Genomic DNA, 12445 nt, shown 5'->3' with positions numbered 1-12445 from the left:
AGTTTTTATATTACAAATATAGCAAACCAAAAACAACTAGCACACTAATCATGCTAAAAAGTGAGCCAATGAGATAGTATTCTGCAAAGGACTGACTTTCAGAAATTTTGTTATATCGTGCGATTGACTTAGCAGTAAAGACTAAGCCAACGGAAGCAAACTGCCCAAATATAAGAGACAAAGCCATAATAAAACGCTCTAAAATCCCAATCATCGCCCCTGCACCTGCTATAGTGTCTTGGTTATCTCCCTTTGACTGATACCTACTGAAGAAAAGCTTAAATAAAATATTAACAGGCTTGCCAACGATTGCCAAGAAAAGAAGGGTTTGAGCAACTGATGCTCCATTTTTCAGCCATTGTGGATTGATTTTGCTGGCCAATAAAGCATAAAATAGAAAAATGCAAATCAAATGAAGGACTTGGTCAATGATGAAAGCTTGTTTTGTGAGTCTCTTTCTTTCTATAAACGTGTTGAGCCTGTATTTCAGGAAATCAATAACTACATGACTAATCCAAACAGCAGCAAAATAAATAATATTTTTTGGGAAAAAGATACTCAAAATCAGCAACGGCAGAAAAACAATGGCTAAATGCAACAATAAATAAGGCAACTTTCGACATTTTAAATCTGCCATTTTTTGACTTTGCCATTGGAAATCAGCTAAAACATGCGCCAATAAGACTAACAACAAGATTGGATGTTGGACAAAATAGTCTGAAAATCCCCACAAATTAGACATGTTTCGCCTCCTTCTCTATCGCGTTTAACATCAAGTTCATCGCAACTCGTTTATTTCTGAGATAAATTTTTAACCCACTCGCCTTGATACGTTTGTTGAAAGCACTCGGAGTGATACCAAGTAGTTTTGCCATTTCTTTATGCGAAAATGTTTCATCGTATATATTTTCAGCTAGTAATTGTTTGAGGACATCATATTGGATATCTGTCCACTTGGACTGAATAAAAGAGCACGCAGCTAAAATAGCATTGATTGTCTGGGTGGCTTTCTCATCTGCCAAAAAAACTGAAATGTGATTGATGCCATAATCATTCTTATCGTGGATATGGTTAATGGCTTCTCTCGCCAACCAATATGCAGGACCATCAGAACCTATACTTTGTTCTTTATTTATCTCTGTAATCATATCTCCAACACCAATACCGAATCGAATTTCATAAGGAGCAAATGCAACAGAAAGCTGATCTATGATTTGAAATATATAAGAATTTGGTGAAAATAAGGCTTGAAATTCATCTCCAGTTGTGACTGTAAAGGGAGAAACTAAATATTTCTGATATTGCTGATTCAACTCTTTCATCAATTGCAACAATTTCTGTTGCGCCTGCGCTCGATCTTGTATTTTTTTTGATTCAATAACATCTCCAATAAGAGCAATGTACATCATCTTCTCACCTCTTTTTGTCTATTATAATGGAAATTTTGGAAAATTTCCATTATAAAGGACATTTCCCAAAATTTCCGTCATGGAGGACATTTTTTAATCTACTATCTCTAAAAAATACAACTAAGCACATGATTGAAACCATCATTTGATCTGATAATGACTATCCTTTTACTTTCCATACCTTACCCAGCACTTCTCCAATCTTGCCCTTGATAACTAAGTCAGCTTGACTATCTTGTAGTACATTGTTTTTATTGATAACAACTAAGTGCCGTCCTTGAAAATAATGAACCAAATTAGCAGCTGGATAAACAACTAGCGATGTTCCGCCAATGATGAGTAGGTCAGCATGACTGATAGTCTGAATAGCTTGAGAAAAAACTTCCATATTTAACGGTTCCTCATAAAGAGTCACATCTGGCTTAACTACACAACCACAAGTCTCGCAATAAGAAATGGTTCCTGGCAATTTCAAAAAATTCTCTAAGTCATAAAAACGATGACAATTGGTACAAAAATTTCGGTCCACACTACCATGAATTTTTAATACGTTCTTGCTTCCTGCCATCTCGTGTAAACTATCAATATTCTGTGTAACAATTGCTTTTAATTTCCCTAGCTTTTCTAGATAAACTAAATATTTATGGGCTACATTTGGCTTAGCATTAGGATAAATAAGATATTTCTTGTAAAAGTCAAAAAACTGTTCTGGATAACGTTCAAACATCGTATGTGAAACTAATTGCTCTGCTGTAAAATGCTGGTTTAACTCAATATTGTAAATACCATTTGAGCTGCGAAAATCCGGAATACCAGATTCAGTTGAAACACCTGCACCACCGAAGAATACAATATTTTGGCTACTTTGAATGATCTGAGCCAGTTCTTCAATCTTGTCCATATCGCCCTCCTAAAAGTCACCAATATTATTAAAGAAAAAATCGGCTAGCAGAACTAGCCGATTCATATTATAACTGAATTATTTTGACAAGTTATAGAAAGATTTCAAACCACGGTATTCAGCTACTTCACCAAGTTGATCTTCGATGCGAAGTAATTGGTTGTATTTAGCAATACGGTCAGTACGTGACAATGAACCAGTCTTAATTTGTCCAGCGTTAGTTGCAACTGCGATGTCAGCAATTGTTGAATCTTCAGTTTCACCAGAACGGTGTGATACAACGGCAGTGTAACCAGCTTCTTTTGCCATTTCAATAGCATCAAATGTTTCAGTAAGAGTACCGATTTGGTTAACTTTAATAAGGATTGAGTTAGCACATCCTTCGTTAATACCTCTTTCAAGATAAGAAGTGTTTGTTACGAAGAAGTCATCACCAACAAGTTGTACTTTCTTACCAAGGCGTTCAGTAAGTTTCTTCCAACCTTCCCAGTCATTTTCATCCATACCATCTTCGATAGTGATGATTGGGTATTTATCAACTAATTGTTCAAGGTATTCGATTTGTTCGTCAGCTGTACGAACTGCAGCTCCTTCACCTTCGAATTTAGTGTAATCATAAACTTTGCGTTCTTTGTCGTAGAATTCTGATGATGCACAGTCAAATCCAAGGAATACATCTTTGCCAGGAACATAACCAGCAGCTTCGATAGCAGCAAGGATAGTTTCTACACCGTCTTCAGTTCCGTCAAAACGAGGAGCAAATCCACCTTCGTCACCAACAGCTGTTTCAAGACCACGAGATTTAAGGATTTTCTTAAGAGCGTGGAAAATTTCAGCACCCCAACGAAGAGCTTCTTTGAATGTAGGTGCACCAGCAGGCACAATCATAAATTCTTGGAAAGCGATTGGAGCATCTGAGTGAGAACCACCGTTGACGATGTTCATCATTGGAGTTGGAAGAACTTTAGTATTGAATCCACCAAGGTAGCTGTAAAGTGGGATTTCAAGGTAATCAGCAGCAGCACGTGCTACAGCAATAGATACACCAAGAATTGCATTTGCACCCAATTTACCTTTATTTGGAGTACCGTCAAGTGCAATCATTGCACGGTCAATAGCTTGTTGATCGCGAACGTCATAACCAATAACTGCTTCAGCAATGATATTGTTTACGTTGTCAACAGCTTTTTGTGTACCAAGACCGCCGTAACGAGATTTGTCACCATCACGAAGTTCAACTGCTTCGTGTTCACCAGTAGAAGCTCCAGATGGAACCATACCACGTCCGAAAGCACCTGATTCAGTATAAACTTCTACTTCAAGTGTTGGGTTACCGCGTGAGTCTAGAACTTCGCGAGCGTAAACATCAGTAATAATTGACATTTTTTACTCTCCTTTGAGTTATTTTATTTACATTCCTATCATACCTTAAAAATCAGTTTTTTTCAAGGAAAAATCGTGCCTTTCTATGAAATTTACGATAATTTTCTATGTAAGCGTTTTATATTTCCGAATGTTTCTTGGATAAATTTCAAAAAAAGTATGTTATACTAACTTTATGACAGATATAAAAAAAGCAATAATGGAAAAATCTCAAGGGGGATTAAAATTAAATCCTGATGAGCAAAGAAAATTTTTAGAAACATTTGAAGAGCGGGTCATTGCAGAATGTAGTATTGATGAAGCTAACAGCGCTCCCATCCACGACCACTTTAAAGAAATGTTGCAAAAGATTATCTTGGACTATCAGCCTGTAACTGTGAAAATATCTCCTGAGGTCACTAGTCAATATCAAATTTTTTACTTAAAAATAGCAAAAGATCTTGGCTGCAAAGCAACAATTGTGTCTAGTAACTACAAGAATTCTCCATTTGGCTTGGTCATTCATAGCGATCATCCAGTAGAGATTACCGAAAAAGAAATCCTTATCCAATTTTCTGAACTTTTCCAATCAGATTTATCCCAACAAGCAGAAAAGAAACCTTCTTTTTGGGAAAAGTTGTTTCATTAAAGGGACGATTGATGCCAAATTCAGAAAAACTAACCTTGTTCTTTCAAGCAGAAAATCAAAGAGACTGGGAAACTTACCAAAATTTTTTACATCCTGAAGTTATCTGGGAATTGCACGGGCAAGAAGTTTCAACCATTCATGGAATAGACGATTATCTTCTGAAGATTCAGCAAGCCTATCATCATAGCAACGTTCAATTTTCCTGCTTGCATACTTTTTCAACTAATGAAAATCGGATTGTTACTATTCTCAAAAACGATTTTGGTCAACTATCCTGTGATATTTTTGAGTTTGAAAATGGTTTAATTATCAGAGAATATGAATATTTGTTATGATGTTTCCATATCCGACAACTACTACACCTTGTAATCTAAAACAAATATAATGGGAGGTTAAGAACTTTTTGTTCTAACCCCTTTTTTATAGCAACATTCCTTCGTCTATGCCAAATTCCGTTAGGATTTGCTGGATTCGGTCGAAATTCAAGCGAAAATGTTCTAACGTATGGGCATCAGACCCAACAGAGTATTTCGTTCCACCTAGTTCTTTCACCAAAGACAGAGCATAAATATAAATATCTTCATGGTCATAGAGATACATTGACTTGCAATTCAGTTCAAAAGCCAAGTTGTGCTCTATCATTTTCTGAAAGAGGGCACGAAGTTGAGGTTCAAAGTTTTTTAGTTCTTCAACTGTCACATTAAACTTGCGAAAACCATAGTCAAAATGAGCCAAAACATCAGCTGGAATACTTTCAATAGCTTCTTCCATTTCTTTAAAATAAATTGGAATCACCTTCATTTTATCAGATTGCAAAGCAGGTTCTTCTAAGTAATCGAACTTCCCATTATGGTGAACAGACAAAAGTTTCAAATCATAATCTTTATTCTCCAAAAAAGCTAAAATATCTTTCTTACGTGGTTTGTAATAGCCAATCTCAATTCCTTTTTTGATTCGATTTCCATATTTCCGATTAAGAGCAGCTATTTTTCTAGAATAAGACTCATAATCAGGAACATCATCGTGAGGAGAACCTGCATCATACGGATAGGGATTAGATAAATCCAGATGTTCAGTCGTCACGATTTCACCATCGTAATGTTCCAAATAATCTATGAAATCAGCATCTGAATCGTAAGAAAAGTAAGTATGAAGATGATTATCGCGCATAATGTTTTTCCTCCTATCGTTCCATTAAATCATACCAGAAACTTAAAAAATATCGTTTCTAGTTCCATTATCTCTTTCTATGATCTATGAATAGTAATACCGTCATTTACAATTCCTTACCATAGAGATTGATTAAGTGACAAACCAATCTGTCCATGAAATTTAGCTCATAAAACTTATATCTTATCAATAAATATAGCCTAAGGTAAAAAATTAATTTTCGATTGTTTTCAACTGTTTACGAATCCTTTGTAAAACGATAATTAAAGGTAGTACTAACACTATCAGTACCGTTCCCAAACCAATAAAAGTCGAATTGAAGCCAAAACTGTCAATCAGCCAACCAACAATCGGAAAAATGATAATCATGCTTAAACTGAACATCATTGAAGTAACGCTTAACATGGTCGCTCTGACTGAGTTTGGTAAATACTGTTGCAAATCATTATAAAAAATCGGTTGATACATGGCATACAGAGCATTCGTTACCAAATAAATAATAATATACATGAATGGTGTCCCCAAAAATGACAGTACATAAGCTGCTCCTGTCAAACTGACAACTACTGGAAAAATCCGAAAAGAATGCCATGTTTTCCCAATCTTACTAGCAAGAGAAACTGCCAAAATATTTAAGACACTACCAATCAACATAACTGTCGAAATCTGCCATCCTGCCAAGTCTGGCAATTGTTTTTGATAGTAAAAGTAAAACATGCACATTATTGTTCCAACAAATTGAAAAATCATCATCCATGTAAAAAGACTGGGATTATTTTTCATCTCTTCTCTCACAATCAAGATAATTTTTTTCATCGTCAACACTTCGTCATTTTTCTTTTTCATTGTCGGTTCTTTTATCAACCAAATCAGAATTAAAACAATAATAGAAACCGCAATCATGATATAATAGGTAATATACAAATATCCATGTACAAATAACCCCGCTAGTACCGTTCCTAAAGAGATTGCTGCCTCAGAAACACCTGACATCAAACTTGATATTTTCAAATAACGGTCTTTTAAACCAGCTTCTACAGCAGAGTCATATAGCAGTGCAGAGCTCGTTCCTGAATCAAAGTTATAAGACAAAGCATTGATTATCATTGCCATTGCATATATCCAAAAATTCCCTTGCCCTGTCAACATTAAAATAGATGATAAAATGCTAGTCAAGCGGCTTACGTACAGATTGGTCTTATAAGAAAATCGATCTGCCAACATGCCTGACGGAATTTCAAAAATGATGCCTGTTGCATGAAAAATACTCTCTAACAGCCCAATTTGCAGTAAAGACATACCATTTTGACTGAGGAATAAAATCCAAAAACTCGTAATACCTAAAAATCCTAAGAATTCCACTCCTGCCATAAGAGGAATATTTCTTTTGTAACTTCTCCTAAACATACTTTTTCCTTTACTAAGAAGAAACCGAACTTCCCGTTCAGTTCTCTAACTTATTCATTTCTCATAATATTTCAATTTTAAAGAGGTTGGGACACAATCTCCCAACCTCTTGCATTTCATAGTTTGGCTTGCAAAACGCAGTGGTTGGTTGGATATCCTTATCCCTTGTTATACCGGTGATAACGACTATCCTAACCAACTTGTGCAGAGGTGGAAGTAAAACAGTCCAGTGGACTGTTTTAGGTCAGCAACTAGAAACTAGAACTTGCTGAAAAATCAAATTCTTCGAATGATTGATTTCTATCCCACTCTCACATTTCCTAAGGTTCAATTCTGTGGAGCATACGTGGGAATGGAATGGCTTCACGGATGTGTTTCGTTCCTGCAACAAATGTCACCATACGTTCCAAACCAAGTCCAAATCCAGCATGAGGAACTGAACCATATTTACGAAGATCTAGATAGAAAGCATAGTCATCAGGGTTCAGACCATTTTCTTCAATCTTCGCTAATAATTTTTCATAGCTTTCTTCGCGAGCTGAACCACCAATGATTTCTCCATAGCCTTCTGGCGCCAAAAGATCTGCACAAAGCACACGTTCTTCGTTACCAGGAACAGGTTTCATGTAGAAAGCCTTAAAGCTAGCAGGGTAGTTCACAACAAAAGTTGGCACACCAAAATAGTTTGAAATCCAAGTTTCGTGAGGTGAGCCGAAATCATCACCTCGTTCGATATGCTCATACTCAGCTTCTTCATCATTTTCGTGTTCTTGTAAGAGGTCAATTACTTCATCGTAAGAAATACGTTTGAAGGGTTCTGCTACGTATTTTTTAAGAAGATCAGTATCACGTTCCAACACTTCAAGCGCATGTGGTGCACGATCCAAAACTCCTTGAATCAAAGCCTTCACATAAGCCTCCTGAAGATCAAGCGACTCATCATGAGTAACAAATGGATATTCTGCATCCATCATCCAGAATTCTGTCAAATGACGACGTGTTTTAGATTTTTCGGCACGGAAAACAGGGCCAAAGTCAAATACACGACCAAGTGCCATAGCACCTGCTTCTAAGTAAAGTTGCCCAGATTGACTTAGAAAGGCAGGAGTTCCAAAATAATCTGTTTCAAAAAGCTCTGTGGAATCTTCTGCTGCATTTCCTGATAAAATCGGACTATCAAATTTGATAAAGCCATTGCGGTCAAAGAATTCATAGGAAGCATAGATAATCGCGTTGCGAATTTGCATAATTGCCATTTGCTTGCGTGAACGCAGCCATAAGTGACGATGATCCATCAAAAAGTCTGTTCCGTGCTCTTTTGGTGTGATAGGATAATCAGTAGACTCTCCAACGATTTCAATATCCGTTACGTCTAATTCATATCCAAATTTTGAGCGCTCATCTTCTTTGACGATTCCTTTTACTAAAACGGCTGTTTCTTGGTTCAAGTGTTTGATGATATTAAATTTATTCAAACCCTCTTCTTCACCAAATTTTTCAAGGAAATTTGGCTTGAAAGCCACAGCTTGAAAAAAAGCTGTACCGTCACGCAATTGCAAGAAGGCAATTTTTCCTTTTCCTGATTTATTGGCAACCCAAGCACCAATCGTCACTTCTTCTCCGACATGATTTTTAACATCCATAATTGAAGTATATTTTGTTGACACGTTTTTTCTCTTTTCTATTTTATTTTTTATGATAAACAGCCTCAATGTTGTTCCCATCTGGGTCTATCACAAAGGTCGCATAGTATTTTTACGTTCGCCAGGTGCACCATTATCCTTTCCTCCAGCAGCCAAAGCTGCTTGATAGAAAGCTTTAGAAACTTCTAAATTCTTTACCTTAAGGGTAAAATGATCGATCACTTTTTAACCCTCCATAAACGCCTTGATACGATGAACGGCCTCTTTCAAGGTATCCATATCCGTCGCATAGCTCAGGCGAACATTCTCTGGCGCACCAAAGCCAGCACCCGTTACAAGAGCGACACCTACTTCTTCTAGAATAGCTGTTGTAAACTCTGTCACATCTGAATAGCCTTTCAGCTCCATTGCTTTTTTAACATTTGGAAAGAGGTAAAACGCTCCTTGTGGTTTCACCACTTCAAAGCCAGGAACTTCTGCAAGCAAAGGATAAATGGTATTGAGACGTTCTTCAAAAGCCTGACGCATGGTTTCAACAGTGTCTTGAGACCCCTTTAGAGCTTCAATCGCTGCATATTGGGAAGCAGCGGTTGGATTAGAAGTCGTTTGTCCAGCCACTTTACTCATCGCTGCAATGATTTTAGGTTCTCCAACAGCATAACCAAGCCTCCAACCAGTCATCGAATACGACTTAGATACACCATTGATAACAATTGTCTGCTTGCGAATAGCTTCAGATAAGCTTGAAATCGGTGTAAATTCATTTCCATTGTAAACCAAGCGGTCATAAATATCATCTGCCAAAATGAGAATATCGTGCTCTACCGCCCAATTACCTATCGCTAATAACTCCTCATCAGTATAAATCATTCCCGTTGGATTGGAGGGAGAATTGAGCACCAAAACTTTCGTTTTCTCTGTCCGAGCAGCCTCTAATTGCCCAACGGTCACTTTGAAATGATTTGCTTCTGTCGTTTGAACAAAAACTGGTACCCCTTCTGCCATCTTAATCTGGTCGCCATAACTAACCCAGCACGGTGCCGGAATAATCGCTTCATCACCTGGATTGATGACACTCATAAAAAAGGTATAAAGGGAGAACTTTGCACCCGTTGCAACGGTCACTTGATTTGGTTTAATCGTATAACCATAGTATTTTGCAAAATATGCTACAATTGCTTCCTTTAATTCAGGCAGACCACTGGTAACCGTATAAAAACTAGCTCTACCGTTTTTTATTGCAGAGATAGCAGCATCTTGAATATTCTTCGGAGTTGGAAAATCTGGCTCTCCCAAAGTCAGCGAAAGGATATCACGACCTTGTGCTTTTAAAGCTTTTGCGCGCGCTGCTGCTGCTAAAGTTACACTTTCTTCCATATTTAAAACACGATTTGATAATCTCATAGTCCCTCCTTGCTGAGCAATGTTCCTGTTTCAAATCCAACATTATAATAAGTTGTTCCAGACTTGACTTCCCAGATTGGTTGCTCTTTTACATAGCCAAATGTCACTTTATCAATTTGTTTGGCACCACTCTCTTTAGCGATTTGTTTTGCTTTTTCTTGACTAATCCCTTTGGACAATTCATAAGTATAGATTTTATCACTATCTGCTTCTATCAAAACAGCAAGCTGCGTCTTTTTACGATTTTTCCCCAAAAGACTGTAATAACTTTTTTCACCGTTATAAATAGCAAAGCGATCCACTTTATCCAAATCCGCATATTGACGAGCAATTCTACTAGCCGTTACCTTAGCTGATTGGTAAGGTTCCATAGATAGATTCAAAATGTAAAGAAAGGAAAAAGTGAGAACGGCCAAAACTATCACACTTCCGATAATATATTGCCAAATAATGAAATTTCTATCATTTTTTCTTCTATTTTTCACTCGTCCATTATACTATAAATAAGGATTTTTTTCTATCTTTTTCTAAAATTTGATTTTATTACTACTTATTGATAAAATACAGTTATGGACAAACTAGCAAAACTTTTTCAAGAAAATCATTTAGATTTAAAAACCATGATTATTTTAAATAAAGCTATTCACACGATTCGACCTTTTGAAAATCAGGCGGCAAAACAACACAAGCTGACTCCAACTCAATTTTCAGTTTTAGAAACCCTTTATAGTAAAGGGAACTTACGCATTCAAGACTTAATTGATAAAATGCTTGCGACATCTGGAAATATGACCGTTGTCATCAAAAATATGATACGGGACGGTTGGATTTTTCGTACCTGTGACCCATCTGATCGACGTTCTTTTTTAGTCGGATTGACCCCAGAAGGACGTAGCAAAATTGAAGTGGTGCTTCCAAATCATATTCAAAATATTCAACATGTATTTAGCATTTTAACAGAGCAAGATAAAGAAGATTTGATTCGGATTTTAAAAAAATTCAAAAGTTTGAGCTAATTTCTTGCTAATTAGTGATATTTGTTGTAACATAAACAGGTACAAAAGAAAAGGAGAGTGACTTATATGTCTAAAAAAGTACTATTTATCGTCGGGTCTCTTCCCCAAGGCTCATTCAACCATCAATTAGCTACTCAGGCCGAAAACATTCTTGCTGACAAAGCTGAAGTTTCTTATCTTGATTTCAAAGATGTTCCATTTTTCAACCAAGATATTGAAAGCCCAGCTCCTACGGCTGTTGCCAAAGCTCGTGAAGAAATTCTCGCTGCTGATGCTATCTGGCTCTTCTCACCAACCTATAACTGGGCAATTCCAGGAGTTGTTAAAAATCTCTTAGATTGGCTATCACGTGCACTTGACCTTTCAAACCCATCAGGTCCTTCTGCTCTTAATGAAAAACTTGTAACAGTTTCCTCAGTAGCCAATGGAACTTCTCCAGATGAAGTTTTCAAACATTATCGCAGCCTTCTTCCATTTATTCGCATGAAAGTTGTTGAACCATTTACTGGTGTTGCTGTAAACCCAGAAGCCTGGGGAACTGGTCAACTGACAGTTTCCGACGAAAAACAAGCTGAACTCGTAGCTCAAGCTGAAGCATTATTAGCAGCTATTGACTAAAATAAGCAAAAAATGGAATGACACTTTTACATCATTCCATTTTTATTTTACTCCTTAACAAAGACATAGGTATTTATCGTAGACAAATCCTCTCGGAAAGCAAAGCCTGCAAATTGCAATTGTTTGATTTCTTTTTTGCTTCTTACTTGGCTTTCAATTAAAGCTGTTAAAAATTGACCACGAGCTTTTTTAGAAATAGTTGAGTGAACTTTCAAACTTCCTTCTCTATCTTCTAAAAATTTAAACCGAAGCATCTTATCGCGCATAGATTTGGAAAACACCGTCTCAAACTCACTTGATAACAGAGACAAAATCATTTCCTCGTCTGAAATAGCTGCATCATAATCGTTGCGCCAATAATTTTTTAGGCTTTTGCCAGAAATAGTACATTTCACTGAAAAATCCAATCGATGAGGTGAAATCAACACCATAGCTGGCATAACACCATATAGACTAGAAGTAATGAACAAATGCTTGTCTACATACCTCGACTTTTTCTCCGTTAAATCACTTCTTTTGATGTTTCGATACATAAGACCATCAAATAAATGTAGTGCTGGGTAAGTCAAGGCTTGCCCATTTTTTAATTGTTGAAAATGAACATACTCCTCTTCTGCACGTTCCAGACTAATATGATAGAAATCTGCTAATTCTTCAATAGAATACTGTGACAGACTAGCTACAATTGTTTTTGTTTGCTCTGAAAGAAAACACTTGCCATGAGGTTTAAGGCTAAGATTCATTTCCTTTGCAGTTGGAATTAAAATTTTCATAATCTTATTGTATCAAAAGTTATTTTGCAGAACAAATGATTTTTCTCTTGACATTAGACATTTGTTATCATATAATCTAGTTATTAAGACTAG

At 36.6% G+C, this 12445-nt stretch carries 14 protein-coding genes and 1 pseudogene; 4 read left to right on the top strand and 11 right to left on the bottom strand.

All coding sequences use genetic code 11. The features are described from left to right. Positions 1-10: 10 nt before the first annotated feature. The 4 genes from ABKA15_RS04055 to eno form a co-directional block, all read right to left on the bottom strand. Positions 11-742 carry a DUF3307 domain-containing protein gene (locus ABKA15_RS04055; RefSeq protein ID WP_186832646.1) on the bottom strand — a complete coding sequence of 244 codons (732 nt, stop codon included), beginning with the start codon at positions 740-742 and terminating at the stop codon, positions 11-13. Further along, positions 735-1409: a SatD family protein gene (locus tag ABKA15_RS04050; RefSeq protein ID WP_049512839.1), complete on the bottom strand. Its 675-nt coding sequence runs from the start codon at positions 1407-1409 to the stop codon at positions 735-737. The genes ABKA15_RS04055 and ABKA15_RS04050 overlap by 8 nt, the downstream gene beginning before the upstream one ends. Positions 1410-1569: 160 nt before the next feature. After that, positions 1570-2310: an NAD-dependent protein deacylase gene (locus ABKA15_RS04045; protein ID WP_350015391.1), complete on the bottom strand. Its 741-nt coding sequence runs from the start codon at positions 2308-2310 to the stop codon at positions 1570-1572. 78 nt (positions 2311-2388) lie between these two features. After that, the gene (gene eno / locus ABKA15_RS04040) at positions 2389-3693 is read right to left on the bottom strand and encodes a surface-displayed alpha-enolase (RefSeq protein WP_003029634.1); all 1305 of its coding nucleotides are present in this window, start codon (positions 3691-3693) and stop codon (positions 2389-2391) included. Positions 3694-3868: 175 nt separating this feature from the next. Between eno and ABKA15_RS04035 the strand changes: the two genes are divergently transcribed. Then, positions 3869-4321, top strand: coding sequence for a DUF1694 domain-containing protein (locus tag ABKA15_RS04035; RefSeq protein WP_049512842.1), 453 nt, complete (start codon positions 3869-3871; stop codon positions 4319-4321). Positions 4322-4332: 11 nt separating this feature from the next. After that, on the top strand, positions 4333-4656 hold the full coding sequence (locus ABKA15_RS04030; RefSeq protein WP_003032172.1) for a nuclear transport factor 2 family protein: 324 nt from the start codon (positions 4333-4335) through the stop codon (positions 4654-4656). A gap of 85 nt (positions 4657-4741) precedes the next feature. Here the strand turns inward: ABKA15_RS04030 and ABKA15_RS04025 are convergent, their stop codons facing one another. From ABKA15_RS04025 to ABKA15_RS04000, 6 genes and pseudogenes are all read right to left on the bottom strand, one after another. After that, the gene (locus tag ABKA15_RS04025; protein WP_049512843.1) at positions 4742-5491 is read right to left on the bottom strand and encodes a PHP domain-containing protein; all 750 of its coding nucleotides are present in this window, start codon (positions 5489-5491) and stop codon (positions 4742-4744) included. Between the two features lie 213 nt (positions 5492-5704). Then, positions 5705-6898, bottom strand: a complete 1194-nt coding sequence (locus ABKA15_RS04020; protein ID WP_049512845.1) for an MFS transporter — start codon at positions 6896-6898, stop codon at positions 5705-5707. Positions 6899-7218: 320 nt separating this feature from the next. Then, positions 7219-8565 (bottom strand): asparagine--tRNA ligase, encoded by a 1347-nt coding sequence (asnS, locus tag ABKA15_RS04015; protein WP_049512847.1) that lies wholly within the window; start codon positions 8563-8565, stop codon positions 7219-7221. A gap of 19 nt (positions 8566-8584) precedes the next feature. Beyond that, a pseudogene (locus ABKA15_RS04010) lies at positions 8585-8718 on the bottom strand (glyoxalase); the annotation flags it as partial. 48 nt (positions 8719-8766) lie between these two features. Continuing rightward, a complete protein-coding gene (locus ABKA15_RS04005; protein ID WP_350015390.1) occupies positions 8767-9945 on the bottom strand; it encodes a pyridoxal phosphate-dependent aminotransferase in 1179 nt (392 codons plus the stop codon). Then, positions 9942-10430 (bottom strand): DUF5590 domain-containing protein, encoded by a 489-nt coding sequence (locus tag ABKA15_RS04000; protein ID WP_049512851.1) that lies wholly within the window; start codon positions 10428-10430, stop codon positions 9942-9944. Before ABKA15_RS04000 ends, ABKA15_RS04005 begins: the two co-directional genes overlap by 4 nt. An 84-nt stretch (positions 10431-10514) precedes the next feature. Here ABKA15_RS04000 and ABKA15_RS03995 point away from each other — a divergent pair, with 84 nt between their 5' ends. Together ABKA15_RS03995 and ABKA15_RS03990 are read left to right on the top strand one after the other, a co-directional pair. Continuing rightward, positions 10515-10961, top strand: a complete 447-nt coding sequence (locus tag ABKA15_RS03995) for a MarR family transcriptional regulator (protein WP_049512852.1) — start codon at positions 10515-10517, stop codon at positions 10959-10961. 66 nt (positions 10962-11027) lie between these two features. Next, a complete protein-coding gene (locus ABKA15_RS03990; RefSeq protein ID WP_350015389.1) occupies positions 11028-11579 on the top strand; it encodes an NADPH-dependent FMN reductase in 552 nt (183 codons plus the stop codon). 47 nt (positions 11580-11626) lie between these two features. Here ABKA15_RS03990 and yaaA read toward each other — a convergent pair whose 3' ends face one another. Beyond that, positions 11627-12352, bottom strand: a complete 726-nt coding sequence (gene yaaA / locus ABKA15_RS03985; RefSeq protein WP_049512856.1) for a peroxide stress protein YaaA — start codon at positions 12350-12352, stop codon at positions 11627-11629. Positions 12353-12445: the final 93 nt, after the last annotated feature.

Source organism: Streptococcus sp. KHUD_010 (genome assembly GCF_040207525.1).
GTDB lineage: Bacteria > Bacillota > Bacilli > Lactobacillales > Streptococcaceae > Streptococcus > Streptococcus hominis.
Note: the sequence above shows the minus strand (reverse complement) of the source record. Positions and strands in the feature narration are given on the sequence as shown.